General features: G+C 61.4%; 12 protein-coding genes and 2 tRNA genes. 9 read left to right on the top strand and 5 right to left on the bottom strand.

Annotation, left to right across the window (positions count from 1 at the left end; translation table 11 throughout):
* Positions 1-11: 11 nt before the first annotated feature.
* The 3 genes from ACP7B9_RS07660 (at position 12) to ACP7B9_RS07650 (ending at position 3,623) form a co-directional block, all read left to right on the top strand.
* Positions 12-1,241, top strand: a complete 1,230-nt coding sequence (locus ACP7B9_RS07660; protein WP_425862217.1) for a sensor histidine kinase — start codon at positions 12-14, stop codon at positions 1,239-1,241.
* Positions 1,241-1,894 carry a response regulator gene (locus ACP7B9_RS07655; protein ID WP_425862215.1) on the top strand — a complete coding sequence of 218 codons (654 nt, stop codon included), beginning with the start codon at positions 1,241-1,243 and terminating at the stop codon, positions 1,892-1,894. Before ACP7B9_RS07660 ends, ACP7B9_RS07655 begins: the two co-directional genes overlap by 1 nt.
* Before the next feature lie 283 nt (positions 1,895-2,177).
* The gene (locus ACP7B9_RS07650; RefSeq protein ID WP_425862213.1) at positions 2,178-3,623 is read left to right on the top strand and encodes an amino acid permease; all 1,446 of its coding nucleotides are present in this window, start codon (positions 2,178-2,180) and stop codon (positions 3,621-3,623) included.
* A 93-nt stretch (positions 3,624-3,716) separates the two neighbouring features.
* On the opposite strand, the gene ACP7B9_RS07645 is transcribed toward ACP7B9_RS07650, so the two are convergent.
* The 3 genes from ACP7B9_RS07645 to ACP7B9_RS07635 all read right to left on the bottom strand — a co-directional run bounded on the left by ACP7B9_RS07645 (position 3,717) and on the right by ACP7B9_RS07635 (position 6,887).
* On the bottom strand, positions 3,717-5,876 hold the full coding sequence (locus tag ACP7B9_RS07645; protein ID WP_425862211.1) for a hypothetical protein: 2,160 nt from the start codon (positions 5,874-5,876) through the stop codon (positions 3,717-3,719).
* A gap of 160 nt (positions 5,877-6,036) precedes the next feature.
* On the bottom strand, positions 6,037-6,531 hold the full coding sequence (locus tag ACP7B9_RS07640) for an SRPBCC family protein (protein ID WP_425862209.1): 495 nt from the start codon (positions 6,529-6,531) through the stop codon (positions 6,037-6,039).
* Positions 6,528-6,887: an ArsR/SmtB family transcription factor gene (locus ACP7B9_RS07635; protein ID WP_425862570.1), complete on the bottom strand. Its 360-nt coding sequence runs from the start codon at positions 6,885-6,887 to the stop codon at positions 6,528-6,530. The genes ACP7B9_RS07640 and ACP7B9_RS07635 overlap by 4 nt, the downstream gene beginning before the upstream one ends.
* A 145-nt stretch (positions 6,888-7,032) precedes the next feature.
* On the opposite strand from ACP7B9_RS07635, the gene gltX reads away from it, so the two are divergent.
* The 6 genes from gltX to ACP7B9_RS07605 all read left to right on the top strand — a co-directional run bounded on the left by gltX (position 7,033) and on the right by ACP7B9_RS07605 (position 13,269).
* Entirely contained in the window at positions 7,033-8,532 is a 1,500-nt protein-coding gene (gene gltX / locus ACP7B9_RS07630) for a glutamate--tRNA ligase (RefSeq protein ID WP_425862199.1), read from the top strand.
* Between the two features lie 3 nt (positions 8,533-8,535).
* Complete coding sequence (locus ACP7B9_RS07625) at positions 8,536-9,291, top strand: HAD family hydrolase (RefSeq protein WP_425862198.1); 756 nt, start codon at positions 8,536-8,538, stop codon at positions 9,289-9,291.
* Between the two features lie 152 nt (positions 9,292-9,443).
* A tRNA-Gln gene (locus ACP7B9_RS07620) sits at positions 9,444-9,515 on the top strand.
* 90 nt (positions 9,516-9,605) lie between these two features.
* Positions 9,606-9,678 (top strand) — tRNA-Glu (locus tag ACP7B9_RS07615).
* 187 nt (positions 9,679-9,865) lie between these two features.
* The gene (locus ACP7B9_RS07610) at positions 9,866-11,659 is read left to right on the top strand and encodes a dynamin family protein (protein WP_425862196.1); all 1,794 of its coding nucleotides are present in this window, start codon (positions 9,866-9,868) and stop codon (positions 11,657-11,659) included.
* Positions 11,656-13,269 carry a GTPase gene (locus ACP7B9_RS07605; protein ID WP_425862194.1) on the top strand — a complete coding sequence of 538 codons (1,614 nt, stop codon included), beginning with the start codon at positions 11,656-11,658 and terminating at the stop codon, positions 13,267-13,269. Before ACP7B9_RS07610 ends, ACP7B9_RS07605 begins: the two co-directional genes overlap by 4 nt.
* A 38-nt stretch (positions 13,270-13,307) precedes the next feature.
* Here the strand turns inward: ACP7B9_RS07605 and ACP7B9_RS07600 are convergent, their stop codons facing one another.
* Positions 13,308-13,841, bottom strand: coding sequence for a DUF1697 domain-containing protein (locus tag ACP7B9_RS07600; RefSeq protein WP_425862192.1), 534 nt, complete (start codon positions 13,839-13,841; stop codon positions 13,308-13,310).
* Between the two features lie 49 nt (positions 13,842-13,890).
* Positions 13,891-14,607 (bottom strand): IclR family transcriptional regulator, encoded by a 717-nt coding sequence (locus tag ACP7B9_RS07595; RefSeq protein WP_425862191.1) that lies wholly within the window; start codon positions 14,605-14,607, stop codon positions 13,891-13,893.
* Positions 14,608-14,775 lie beyond the last annotated feature (168 nt).

Raw genomic sequence — 14,775 nt, 5'->3', positions numbered from 1 at the left:
AGGCTCGAAGCATGAACATAAAAACTTTGCCGATCAGCAGTCATTGGCGCACAGTAGTACTCGTTGTTGTGGTGGCGGCGGCTGATTTCCTGCTCTCAATCATGAACCTTGGCTTCAGCCTGTACATCGGGACCGTGCCTACTGACCCCACCGCCCCCGAATTCATCCGCTACGCAGGGCCACCAGTTCTTGCTGTCTTGGGTGCCGTTGCGCTTATCTGGCGCAACAAGTTTCCCAAAACGGTGGCCGCGGCGGCCGCCGTTCTTGGCGCACTTTCGTTCAGCGGCATTGCGTTCCTGGTGGCGTTCTACCTTCTGGCCAAACGCCGCTTGGACTGGTGGGTCGCCGCGCTAATTGCCCTGTGTATTGGTGCCGAAGCTCTCGTGGGCATAGAGCCGCTCGGTTGGGAAGGCTCGTTGCTTGCCGTGGCCCTGCTCGCAGCCATTGCCGCTTGGGGTGCCTACCGAGGGCAACGGGCCAGAGGCCTTGAAGCGCGCCTGCTCTCGCTTCGGGATCGGGCCGAGCTGGCCGAGACGGAACGCGCCGCCGAAACAGAACGCAGCAAGTTGGCTGAGCGGCACCGGATTGCCCGCGAAATGCACGATACTTTGGCCCATCGGATGTCGCTCGTGGCGGTTCAGGCTGCGGCGTTGCAGGTTGATGCTCCGGACGCTGACACGGCCAATGCTGCCAGGGTGATCCGTGAAACGGCACATGCCGCACTGGGTGAATTGCGTGAGGTGCTTGGAGTTCTTCATGAGGAGGAAACTGCGCAAGGCCCGACGGCGCCGTCCGGCATGGCGGATATCCCCGCCTTGGTGGATGAGTGGCGCCGGGCCGGAGTGGCTGTGGTTTATGCGCCTCAGTCAGGGTTGGCTGACGGCATTCCGGATGCGGTGAGCAGGGCCGCATTCCGTGTGGTTCAGGAAGGGATTACGAATGTGGCCCGCCATGCTCCCGAGGCTAAGGCCACCGTCAGCCTGGAACGGGTCGGCGCCGAACGGCAGAGTGCCGAAACGTCGCGTGCCAAACACGAACTCGGCGTCACCGTTGTGAACGGTCCCAGTGCTCCCGGCGAAGCTGCTCCGGGAGCTGGACTTGGTCTCATTGGGCTGGCCGAACGCGTTCATCTTCTCGGCGGAAGCCTGGAACACGGTCAAAGAGCGTCAGGGTTTGAACTCAAGGCGCGCATCCCCTTCACTTCGCTGGCAGAGCAGCAAGATATCGAGGCAGCCAGTTGATGGAGAAGATCCGGGTCATTGTCGTGGACGATGAGCAACTGGTCCGCGCGGCCTTGGTGAAGATGGTCAACTCCCGCACGGACATGGAGGTGGTGGGTGAAGCTGCCAACGGTCCGCAGGCGGTGAGGTGCGCGCAAACGCAACGCTCCGACGTCGTCCTTATGGATGTGCGGATGCCCGGAGGCGACGGGATTACAGCCACGGCTCAGCTGCGAGCCCTGGCAAGGCCGCCGCAGATACTGGTGCTGACAACGTTTGATGTGGACGATTATGTTTTTGCAGCACTGGAAGCCGGGGCTGCAGGTTTTCTGCTCAAGGACACGGATCCGGACCGCTTGTTCCATGCCATCCGGGCTGTGGCTGCGGGGGAGGGTATGTTGGCTCCGACCGTGACCCGGCGTCTGATAGAGAGGACGCGGGAGCGGGCGGTCGCCTCAAAATCGAAGGTGGCGGTGGCCAGATTGGAGCTGCTGACGGCGCGCGAGGCAGAGGTATTGGATGCTGTGGCTCGGGGTATGAGCAACGATGGCGTGGCGCAGCTGCTGTTCCTGAGCGAGGCCACCGTGAAGACGCATGTCTCGAGAATCCTCGCGAAGCTGGAGCTGGACAACAGGGTCCAGGCCGCGCTGCTTTTTCGCGACGCCCATCACTGAGCCGCGTGATGTTGGAGCTATGTGCCCGATACTCGCGGTTTCGACAAAGTTTTTCGCCGAATTTATGACTTGTCCGCCCGGCGCGGAAACATGCGGAAGAAGGCGTCCAGCCCCGCACATTTTCTGAAATCCCAGACAATGTGCGGAAAATTTGGGCTGTGATTGGCATCACGCACATATTTCGTCGTAGTACGCTTGGTAAGCCCTTTGAGACTGTTTTTGTGGCAAAAGTGCGAATTTTAGACATTTGCAAGTGGGGCGACCCCCGATTAAAGGATCTTGCGTGACAACTGAAGCAACTGACACAGCAACAACGCTTGCCAGCTCAGATAATCTCACCGCCGAGGGATACCAAAAGACGCTCAATCGTCGCCAGGTCACCATGATCGCGATGGGCGGAGCCATTGGTGTTGGCTTGTTCATGGGCGCCGGTGGCCGACTCGCGTCAACCGGACCGGCACTCATCTTCTCCTACGCCATCGCCGGCGTCATTGCCTACCTGCTGATGCGGGCACTGGGTGAGCTCATCATGTACCGCCAGACCTCTGGATCGTTCGTTTCTTATGCTGGTGAACTCTTCGGCAAGAAAGGCGCGTTCCTTTCCGGCTGGATGTACTTCATTAACTGGGCCATGACAGGTGTGGCCGAGCTCATCGCCATCGGCCTGTACTTCCAATACTTCTTCCCAGGCGTTCCCGTTGAAGTGAGCGCCTTCTGTGCCTTGATCTTGCTGGTGGCGGTGAACCTGCTCAGCGTGAAGGCTTTCGGTGAGTTTGAGTTCTGGGCCTCCTGCCTCAAGGTCGGCGCCATCTTGATCTTCCTTGCCGTGGGCGCGTACATGGTCATCACCAACGCCTCCGTTGGCGGCGGGCATGCCAGTGTTGGCAACCTGTTCCACGAACAAGGCGGTATGTTCCCCAAGGGTGGCTTGGTGATGATCCTGGTTCTGAACGCCGTGATCTTTGCCTACAACGCCATTGAACTGGTGGGTATCACCGCCGGCGAGATGAAGAATCCCGAGCGTGAGGTACCCAAGGCGATTCGCGCCGTCGTACTTCGAATTGTGGTCTTCTACGTTGGTTCGGTGACACTGCTGGCCATGATCATGCCGTCGGATCAGTACAAGTCAGGCGAGAGCCCGTTCGTCACCGTCTTCTCCGCAATGGGGCTGGACTGGGTGGGCTCGGTCATGAACTTTGTGGTGATCACGGCGGCACTGTCCTCGTGCAACTCGGGCCTGTACTCGATTGGCCGGATCTTCCGCACCATGGCCAACAACGGCCACGCACCGCGCTGGCTGACAAAGATGTCCTCGCGCCATGTGCCGTACACGGCGATCTTGAGCATCGCGGGAGTGTATGTGGTGGGCGTGCTCGCCAACATTTGGCTCGGCGGCTCGCACGCCTTCGATCTAGCGTTGAACACCGCCTCGATCGGTGTGATCTTCACCTGGGGATCGATCTTCGCCAGCCAGATCATGCTGCGGAATAAAAAGGGCAAGGTCTCCTCGCTGCCCATGCCGGGCTCTCCCTGGACCAGCTGGGTTGGCCTGATTGCCCTGTTCATCATCACGGTGCTGATTGGTTTTGACACCATGACGGCCCCGGATGGCAGCGTCTTCCTGCTTGGCCTGTGGACACTGTGCACCGTCCCGGTCTTTGCCGTGATCTTGTGGTTTGGGTGGCAGTTCGTGAAGAACAACGAACCCAAGAACGAGCTGTTTAGCTGACCCACTAAAGGACGGCGTTCGCGCTTTCGGCCAGAGGTGTACCTGTGGCTGAAAGCGCGAACGCCGTCCCTTTTTCGTGTCTTGCTGGTGAAACTAGTCCCGCCGTATTGAAGCCCGACGGCGGAGCATGATCGTCAGGACGATCGCCACCAGGAGTGCGCCGATGATGGCCAAGATGGGTGCCGGTGATTTGACTGCACCGGCCGGAGTTACTGCCGAAACACCGGAATACAATTCCGAGGTGCCATCGGCGACTTGGCTGTTGCCTGCGGCCAGTGCGTCCGCCCCGTCAGCCATGAGGCTGGCTCCCGTGGCCAAGGCCGAGGAGCCGTCGGCGATTTTGGAATTTCCGTCGGCCAGTGCCGTGTTGCCTGCGGCAAGTTTTCCGGCTCCATCGGCCAGTGCCTTGCTTCCGGCCAACAGACCTGAACCTTCCTGACCCGGTGTCCCGGCGACGCCGTCATTGAGGGCCTGCGTTCCGGTGGCGAGCTTTTCCGTGCCATCTTCCAAGGTCTTGGTTGCGTACAGCAGTCCGGGACGTTCTGGATCCCCGGGCGTGCCGTCCATGCCGAAGACCAACAGCTGAGTGCCGGCGGAGAGCTTCTCCGTGCCCGCTGAGATCTTCGAGCTGCCGGCAGCCAGTGCAGCGGTGCCGTCAATGAGCCCCGTCTTGCCCTCGGCTCCGGTCAGTCCGGCGGCGATTTGTTCGGTGCCGGCGGAGAGCTTGCCGGTGCCGGTGGACAGCTGCGTCGAACCAGCTGCCAATGACTGCACAGCGCTGACCAGGCCAGGCTGAGCAGGATCATTTGGTACACCCTGGAAGCCAACCACTAGCTGCTGACTTCCCGCGTGCAGTGCCGTGGCACCGTCAACGAGTTGCTTGGTTCCGTCGGAAAGTGCGACGGCGCCTGCCGCAAGCTGTTGGTTGCCGGCAACAAGACCGGGCTGTGCGGGATCGTTCGGCACGCCGTTGAGGCCAGCCGAGATTTGCGTTGTTCCGGCGGCAAGTTGCTTGGCACCTGCCGATAGCTGCTGTGCGCCGGCAACAAGACCGGGCTGTGCGGGATCGGTGCTGTTGAGCTTCTGGCCCAACACGCCAAAGCCGGCCTGAAGCTGCTGGGTTCCGCCAGCAAGTTCGTTGCTTCCCGCCGCTGCCTTCTGGGCGCCCGTGTCCAAGGCGGCCAGCTGTTCCAGCATCAGACCTACTGGCGTCAAGGGGTTGGCCTTGGCGTAGGCCAGCAGCTGTGCCGTTCCCTCGCTCAGGGCCCCCATGCCCTCAGCTGGAGTACCGGCAGAGGAGCCGTGTCCTGCCAGCTGGGTTGCTCCTGCTGCCAAGCGGTTCACGCCATCGGCTAGGTTCTGTGGTTCCACACCGGTGGAAGAGGCAGTGAGGCTCGCCGAGAGCTGAGAAGCTCCGGCCGCCAATCCCTGCGCGCCAATGCTTAGCTGCTGGGCTCCGGCGTCTGCCTGTGCGGCACCGGCGCCAAGAGCTGCCGCGCCGGCTGATGCTTTTTCGGCACCGGCGCTCAACTGCTGCGCGCCAGCGTTAAGTTTGCCTGCGCCTACTTCCGCTTCGCCGAGACCCTTGTCCACGGCGGCAATGCCGGGTGCGAGCTTCGTCGTTACGCCGTCGGCCACGGCAGCGGCGCCGGACTGGAGTGCTTTGGATCCGGTGAAGAGTTCCTGTGCGCCGGTGTTGACAGCAAATACGCCCGGGGCGAGCTGGTTCTTGACGCCGTCGGCGATGGTCGAGGCGCCGGTAAACAGATCCGATCCTCCCGCGGCCAATTGATTGGCGCCGTCGTCAACCGAATAGACGCCGGGAGCGAGCTTGTTGCGGACGTCGGTGGCCGTTTTGGCGGCTCCGGCGGACAATGCATGGGCGCCGTCATTGGCGCCTGCTAGTCCTGGGAGCAGCTTTTCCTCAATGCCCTCGCTGAGCGTCGATGCTCCGCTAGAGAGTTTGCCGGCGCCGACACTGGCATCGGTGGCGCCCTTGGCTGCTTTGGCTGCGCCCGCGGATAAGGCGGCTGCGCCTTCGTCCAAATCGGTGGCACCTTGCTGGAGCTTGTTGGCTCCGGCAGAGGTGAGTTTGGTGCCGTCGTTGAGTTGTGAGGCGCCGGTTGCGATCTTGGTTGTGGTCAGCGCAAAGAACACGATCAGCCCAAGAATCAGCAGGCCAAGAACAGCGTGGGCAATGTAATGATTTCTGACGGTCCTGTGCAACGGCGCGCCTGAAGTGCTGCGGGTCATGGGCAGTTCCTCACGAAAGTTGGAAGAATGTGATGTAGCTAACAACTTAAGCTACTGCCGAGTAACATACAGGAGAGAGTGGCCCTTAAGTCAACCGTTACGTAAATGTGACCTTAAAAAGATTGCGCAAGCGGCGCCAGGCGGTGCCAAAAAGGGAGATCTATTCGGCCAAAATGGCGTCGATCTGACCCATGGCCTCGCGCATTCCTTCTTCCATGCCCATAGTCAGCATCTTTTCCATCTGCTCCTCGTTCGCAAATGAGGTGGTGACCGTCATGAGCGTGAGGCCGCCGCGGTCCTCCAGGTCCTCCAGAATCACAGTCATCGTGGCGGAGCCCATTTCGGTGATGGGGTCGCCATTGTCGTCCGCGAAGCCGTCGTTGAGTTCCAGTCCTGTCGGGGCGGAAATTGAGACGAACTTCCACCAGCCGCGGCCCTTGGTGCCGTCCGGGCCGGTCATGTAGTAGGCGGCCATGCCGCCGGGCTGGAAGTCATAGTCTTCGAACGTGGCCGGCCAGGTGGGTGGGCCCCACCAGCGCTCCAGCTGGCGTGGATCCGCCCAGATCTGCCAGACGCGTTCGACGGCGGCGGCAAATTCGGCCGTGATGGCCAGCTGTAGAACCTCGGGGGTCTTGGTGGAGTTGGTTACTGTCATGGCAATGCATCTCCAAGCTGTTCGTTTTCTTCTGCCAAAATATCTGCGATCCGGTCGGAACGCTGCCGCCAGATCGCTTCATACTCATCGAGCAACTGGCGCGCACGCTGCAGACCTTCACGATTTGCCCGCACCACCTGCTCCCTTCCGCGCTTTTCCTTGGTGACCAGGGATGCGCGTTCAAGTACGGCCACATGTTTCTGGACCGCGGCGAAACTCATGGCGTAAAGAGCGGCCAGTCCGGACACCGAGGAGGGTGCACTGCTGACCCTGCGGACTATGTCCCGCCGGGTGGCATCCGAGAACGCCTGAAAGAGGCGGTCGGTGGAGTCTTCGCTGAGCTGATCTACAACCATTTGGTTGTAGATTACTCCCGTTGATTCCACGCCGTCAAGGGGTTGCGGACGCCGCGGCCGCTCGGTGACCGGCCGCAAAAGGTGAGCGGGTCCGGCGTCGTCCGCGCGGCGGGAACATTGGGCAGGGGCTAAACTGAGATTCATCATGACTAAAGCTGCCCTAATCCCCACTGTCACCGCTGAAACTCCTGTCCGGGTGCGTTTTTGCCCGTCACCAACAGGCACGCCCCATGTCGGGCTGATCCGCACGGCCCTGTTCAACTGGGCCTACGCCCGCCACACCGGCGGCAAGATGATTTTCCGCATCGAGGATACTGATGCCAAGCGTGACAGCGAGGAGAGCTACCTGCAGCTGCTCGATGCCCTGAAGTGGCTCGGCATCACCTGGGATGAGGGTGTTGAAGCGGGTGGCCCGCATGAGCCGTACCGCCAGTCGCAGCGCGGGGATATTTACACGGACGTCATTGCGAAGCTGGTTGCTGGTGGCCACGCATATGAGTCCTATTCCACACCCGAAGAGGTGGAGGATCGTCATAAGGCGGCCGGCCGTGACGTTAAGCTTGGATACGACAACTTTGATCGTGACCTCACCCCTGAGCAGATTGCTGCTTTCAAGGCCGAGGGTCGCCAGCCTGCTTTGCGCTTGCGCATGCCGGATGAAGACATCACGTTCAACGACTTGGTCCGGGGCGAGATCACCTTTAAGGCAGGATCAGTCCCGGACTACGCAATTGTCCGTCCTAACGGTGCGCCGCTGTACACGCTGGTAAACCCCGTTGATGATGCCCTCATGGGCGTCACTCACGTGCTGCGCGGCGAGGACCTGCTGTCCTCCACCCCGCGCCAGGTTGCGCTGTACAACGCGTTGTTCGATATTGGCGTTGCCGAGTACATGCCGTTGTTCGGCCACCTGCCTTACGTCATGGGTGCCGGCAACAAGAAGCTCTCCAAGCGCGATCCCGAGTCCAGCCTCTTCCTGCACCGCGATCGTGGCTTCATTCCTGAGGGCCTGTTGAACTACCTGTCCCTGCTGGGCTGGTCGCTCTCCGCCGATGAGGACATTTTCACTGTTGAGCAGCTCGTTGAAAACTTTGACGTCCACGACGTGCTAGGAAACCCGGCCCGCTTCGACATCAAGAAGGCCGAGGCCATCAACGGAACCCACGTGCGCATGCTCGAGGCCACCGATTTCCGCAACCGCTTGGTCCCGTACCTGCAGGCTGCCGGCCTCGTAGGTTCCGAGCTGAGCGACCGTGAGAACGAAATCCTCACCGAGGCTGCCCCGCTCGTCCAGGAACGCATCACGCTGTTGGGTGAAGCTCCCGAGATGATTGCCTTCCTTTTCAAGAAGGACGACGCCGTTGACGTCGCCGAGGATGCGCTCAAGGGCATGCCCGAGAACCTGACCGAGGTCCTGGATGCCGCATTGGTGGCTCTGGAAGCTGAACAGGAATGGACCGCCGAGAATATTCAGACGGCGCTCAAGAGTGCCCTCGTGGAGGGTCTGGGCATCAAGCCCCGCCTCGCCTTCGGTCCCGTGCGCACGGCGCTTTCGGGCCGCAAGGTTTCACCGCCGTTGTTTGAGTCCATGGTGATTCTGGGCAAGGAATCCTCACTGACCCGCCTGCGCGCGTTCAAAGGCTAAATCTTGACGCTCAACGCTTCACAAGACACCGTTGACTCCGCCCCTTTTGCAGGGCGGGTCGGCGGTGTTTTGTTTGATATCGATGAAACCCTCGTAGATCTCGTAGCGGCTATGAAGGATGCCATGGTGTTTGCTTCTTCGGCACTATTGCCGGACTTTACAGCCCCGCAGTGGGATGATTTCTCGGCCCTCTATATGGCGGATCCGCATGCGTATTACGACCGCTACGTGGCTGGCGAATTCACCTTCGGCCAACAGCGCGGCCTGCGGGCCCGGGTAGTTTTTGACAGGTTGGGAGTGGCCTTTGATTCCGCAGCCGAGCAGCAGTGGATCAAGGACTTTGAGCTGGCACAGCCTCGTTCCATCCGGGCGTTTGCTGACGCTGTGCCGTTGCTGGATTCCTTGGACGAGGCTGGCATTCCCTACGGCGCCGTGAGCAACAATGTCCATGACTACCAGCGGGCCAAGCTGGACCAGGCAGGGCTGGCTCGCATCAAGGTGCTGGTGGGCATCGATACCGTCAACGTGGCCAAGCCAGACCCGGCCATCTTCCTCGAGGGTTGCCGCCAGCTGGGTACCACACCGGGGGAGACCGTGTACGTGGGGGACAACTACATGGTCGACGGCGTTGGTTCCGTTTCGGCGGGGCTGCACGGCGTGTGGCTGAACAGGGAAGGCAAGGCAGCGCCGTCGGACGCTGAAGGGGTCATGACCGTCGCGGATCTAGGCGGACTGGCCCAACTGTTGTTCAATCGCTGAGTTGCCCGAAAGTGGGTGTGACGCACACCGCACCCAAAAAGGGCATTCTCGTTTTGGTGTTCTGCAAACTCTCGGGTATAGTTTTATCCCGGCGCGAGAGCCGCTGAAAGCCCGGGGAAACCCGCGGATTTCAAGGCGAAATGCGCAGCCATTGGGATATGGTGTAATTGGCAACACATCGGTTTCTGGTACCGACATTCTAGGTTCGAGTCCTGGTATCCCAGCGCTTGCAAAAGCCGCCTTTCATTTGGCGAGCGAAGCGAAGATCGAGTATTATTCTTGATGTTCGTTGAGCAATAAATGAATGTAACTAGGGCCCCATCGTATAGCGGCCTAGTACGCTGCCCTCTCACGGCGGTAACGCGGGTTCGAATCCCGCTGGGGTCACAAATTGAAGGTCGGGAAGCTGAAAAGCTTCCCGACCTTTTTGCGTTCCCGATGGCCGTGCTCTAGTCCGTTCAGGATCTCGACAAGCTCGATCACCGGAAGTCGAGACCCGGCCTGGAACAAATAAATTCGCCATTCTTTGCACGCCACGCCTTTGCTGCGGGCCACTAGCTGGCATGATGAAGCTGTGAACCCCTCCGAATCGAGTCTTTCAAGCGACAACGGCGCGGCCGCCTTGGTACAAGAGGCAGCCGTTGGGTTGTTGGAAAATGTGCGCACCGAGCTAGCCGCGCTGGAACTTCCCCTTGCCCTGCCCGGGGTGGACGAGGCCCGGTCATCGGCTGCATCCGCCCTAGGCCAGTTGGATGATTACATCCTGCCGAGGTGGCGCAGCCTTGAAGCGCCCCTGCTGGCCGTGGTTGGTGGGTCGACGGGCGCAGGCAAGTCGACCCTCGTCAACGCGTTGGTTGGCCATCCCGTGACGCGTTCCGGTGCCATCCGGCCAACCACGCGCCAGCCGATCTTGCTGCACAACCCCCATGACGCTCCTTGGTTTACCTCAACACGTGTGTTGCCCACGCTTCACCGCGTTCAGGGCGAGCTGGTCAAGGGCAACACCCCCGCGTCCCGGGCCGGCGCCGCTCCCGATGCCAGCGCCATGACGTCCCTGGTGCTTGTGGCTGATACCGCCGTGCCTTCTGGAATTGCCCTCCTTGACGCTCCCGATGTTGACTCCATCTCGGATGACAACCGGCAGCTGGCCGGGCAGCTCCTCGCGGCCGCAGATCTCTGGCTTTTCGTCACCACTGCCAACAGGTACGCCGATGCCGTGCCGTGGAAGCTCCTCCTCGATGCTGCCTCCCGGGACATTATGGTGGCGGTCATCCTTGACCGTGTCCCGCCGGGTGCCGAACAAGAAATCGCCGCAGACCTGCAGGAAATGCTGACGCGAGAAGGCCTATCCGGAGCGCAACTTTTTGTTGTTCCCGAGGCGCCCCTCGACGAGCTGGGCATGCTACCCGCGGACATCGTTGCACCCATCAACAGTTGGTTGGCCAGCATCAGCGAGGACGCCACTGGACGTGCTGAGATCGTCCGCCGCACGCTCAACGGAACTGTTCGTTCCCTTGCTGGCAAGGTAGAAATGCTCTCCGGAGCCGTTCAGGCCCAGCACGACGCCGGTGAGCAGCTTACCGAGGACGTCGAGGCTGCGTTCGCGGACGCCGCGACGCGCATCAACAGGGCCACCAGCGACGGCACGCTCCTTCGCGGCGAGGTGCTGGCCCGTTGGCAGGACTTTGTGGGAACAGGGGAGTTCTTCCGTGCGCTGGAAAACGGGATTGGCCGGTTGCGCGACAGAATTGGTGCGTTCTTCAAGGGCCAACCGCCGCCTGCCGTCAAGGTTGAGGTTGCCATCGAAACTGGATTGCAGGCAGTCATTGTTGACCAGGGTGGCCGCGCTTCCGAGGACGCCGATCAACGGTGGCGGGCCGATCCGGCCGGGCGCCAGCTGCTGGGTATAGATGACCTTTCCGGCGTCAGTGCCGAATTCCCGACCGAGGTCGCCGCAGAAATTCGGGCATGGCAAGGAGAAGTCATGGCGCTCATCCGAGCTGAAGGAGCCGGCAAGCGCTCCCAGGCCCGGTGGCTCTCGCTCGGTGTCAATGGACTTGGCGTTATCTTGATGATCGTGGTCTTCTCCTTTACCGGGGGACTGACAGGCGCAGAGGTCGGCATCGCTGGCGGCACCGCAGTGGTCGGTCAAAAGTTATTGGAAGCCATCTTTGGCGAGGATGCCGTACGGCGCCTTGCCCGCGAGGCAAAAGAAGCGCTCGATCTACGCTGCACAAGTCTCCTCGAACGCCAGAAACGGCGCTTTCTAGACCGGCTTGGCCCAGTGGACAGCGGAACGTTGGTGCAGCGCCTCGATTCATTGGCCGGTCAGTTGGTTGACCTTGGCGGCAAGGAGCCACGCGCATGAGCCGGTATCGTCAGGCGCGCGCCGAATCAACGCTTGAACGCCAACTTGCCGCGCTTGATGACGCCCGCGAACTCGGTGAGGGCCGGCTCGATGATGCCGCGCTGTCCGAGGTATACGCTGTTCTTGAGCGGGCAACATCACGCCGATCCCTGAGTGCCGATCACACAGTGGTTGGGTTCTTTGGGGCCACGGGAAGCGGAAAGTCGTCGCTCTTCAATGCGGTGGCTGGCACGGATGTAGCGCGCGTTGCCGTCCGTCGTCCCACCACCAGCGAGCCGCTCGCCATGGTCTGGGGCCCCGTGGGCAGTTCGCCGCTGTTGGATTGGCTGGAGGTCGCAGATCGTCGTGAGGGCACAGCCGTGCCAGGACTGACGGACGACGACGGTGGGCTGGTTCTGCTCGACTTGCCCGATTTTGATTCAATTCAGTTGAGCAACCGCCGCATTGTGGAGCGTTTGGCCGGCCAGGTTGATGTTTTGGTGTGGGTTGTTGATCCGCAAAAATACGCCGACGCTGCAATTCATAATGATTTCATTCGGCCCTTTTCAACGCATGCCGCCGTGACGCTGGTAGTTCTGAATCAGGTGGACAAGCTGGCCTCCTCCGAGGTGAAGCCGGTGCTGGAATCGTTGTCGTCCATTCTGGATCGCGACGGCCTGGGCAATGTTGCAGTCTCCGGCGTTTCGGCCCTGACTGGCGAGGGTATCCCCGAACTGCGGCGCCGTATTGCCACCGTGGTCAAGGCAAAGGCAGCCAAGTCGGCACGCCTTGCCGCCGATGTTGCCGTGGCCGCACAGCGACTCGCAGTGGTCTCCGGAGACGGCGACGCTGCTGGCGTTCACCAGCACGACCGGAAGTCATTGGCCGCAGGGCTGGCCGGTGCCGTGCACGTTGAAACTGTGGTCTCCGCCGTCCGGACATCGTACAAGCTGGACGCCACAAAACAGACTGGCTGGCCCGTGACGCGGTGGCTTTCGCGGTTCCGCAAGGATCCGCTCCGGCGGCTAAGTCTGCGCCGCGAGGGAACATCTGCGGTCAACAGAACCTCGATGCCACCGGCCGGTCCCGCGGAACTCGCCCAGATTGATTCATCCGTCCGCGATTTTGCTGATGTTGCCAGCGATGGATCCTCCGGTCCGTGGCGGGCATCCATCCGGGCGGCCGCGCGCAGCAGCCGTACCGAGCTGCCTGAAGCTCTCGATCAGGCCGTGGCCAGCACCGACCTCAAGGCCAACACCCGTGCATGGTGGTGGCCGGTGTTCAACGTGATCCAGTGGTTGGCGTTGCTCGTAGCTGTGGGTGGACTGCTCTGGTTGGGTGCACTGGCCGCGCTGGGCTACTTCCAGATGCCCGTGCCCGAGACTCCCAAAGTTGAGGATTGGCCGCTGCCAACGCTCATGGTGATTGCGGGTGTAGTGTTAGGAATCTTCCTTGCCATTACGAGTAAATTCCTCGCCATGGCGGGCGCCGGCGGTCGTGCAACCCAGGCCCGACGGCGTCTGCGTGAGAGTGTCGCCGAGGTGTCAGAGACGCTTGTGGTGACTCCCGTCGAAGCCGAGATTGCCCAGTACCGTGCGTTCCAGGAAGCCCTCGCCGTCGCCGTTGGTTGAGCCTCTCGAATCCGGGGATCAAGCACCGAACTAGCCCATTACAGGGCCAAGGTGTCGCGGCACTTGACGAGCGTGCGCAAGTTGCGGGTCGTCGTCGTACTTTTATAGCGTGGGCGGGCCGAAAGCTTGCTGAACGGGCTGTCAAGGGTGCCACCCGTCGCGGCCGGCCAGGCCAAGGCTTCGGGGCTGAGCCTCGCCAGTTCGACGCCGGCAATCTCGCCACCGTGGCGCGCGAGCTCATCCAAGACCGCGGGATCCGAGGATAGCGTGATGTAGCTGTGGGTGGCCGGGTCATCGGCCGGCCAAGGGCAGGTGTCGATGATGTTTTCGAGCTGCGGCAAATCCATGATGACCACCCACGCCTCGTAGCCAAAGGTTTCACGCAACAAGGCCTCCACCATGGATTTCAGATCCGTGGGGGAGGCCTCTGCCGTGCAGACCACGTTGCCCGAGGCCAGCAGCGTCTTGACGCGGGTCAGGGGGAGTGTGGCAAGTGCTGTGCGAAGATCAGCCATCTTCAAATTGATGCCGCCGACGTTGATTCCACGAAGGAACACAGCGTATTTAGTCATGCCCAAACACTAGCCGAACACCCTCATGCGCCGCTAGATTGTCCCGCCATTAGGCGTTCTTGCGCAGTGCCTCGGTCAGGATGCGGGACGCGTTGCACACGATCTCCGCGTGCAGGCGTCCCGGCTGACGGGTCAGGCGTTCGATCGGGCCGGAAATGGAAACCGCTGCGATGACGCGGCCGGAGGGGCCACGCACGGGAGCGGAAACCGAGGCGACACCGGGCTCACGCTCGCCGAGTGACTGGCCCCAACCGCGACGACGGACACCAGCCAAAACGGTCGGTGTGAAGCGGGCATTGTGCAGGCCCTCGAGCAGGCGCTCGTGGTCTTCCCACGCCAGAAGTACCTGAGCTGCTGAACCGGCCTTCATGGTGAGCTGCGTGCCAACGGGAATGGTGTCGCGCAAACCGATGGGGCGCTCGGCCGAGGCCACGCAAACGCGCGAATCTCCCTGGCGACGGAAAATCTGAGCGCTCTCGCCGGTGGAGTCGCGCAGCTGGAGCAAAACGGGACCGGCTGCGGCGATGAGCCTGTCCTCGCCGGCGGCAGAAGCCAGCTCAACGAGGCGGCTGCCGAGCACAAAACGGCCCTGCATGTCGCGGCTGACGAGCCTGTGATGTACCAAGGCAAGTGCCAACCTGTGCACGGTAGGCCGCGCCAAACCGGTGGCCGCAACAAGCTGAGCCAGGGTGGTCGGGCCGGCCTCCAATGCATCCAGCACAAGAGCCGCTTTATCGATGACGCCAACGCCACTAGAATTGTCCATGTAATGATATTGACGTCTCAGCATGTGAGATGCAAATCGACTGGCTGGCCTAGGTGTTGGGCTGACTGGTTCAGTAAGAGATATACAAACCACCGAGCAAGGGTTCTGGCGCTAATTATACGTCCGGATTCCATGCTCAACAGATGAAGGGAGCTGGCCGTGACCGAG

It is taken from the genome of Arthrobacter sp. TWP1-1 (genome assembly GCF_049897845.1).
Classification (GTDB): domain Bacteria; phylum Actinomycetota; class Actinomycetes; order Actinomycetales; family Micrococcaceae; genus Specibacter.
This window is presented reverse-complemented; position numbering and strand designations above follow the sequence as displayed.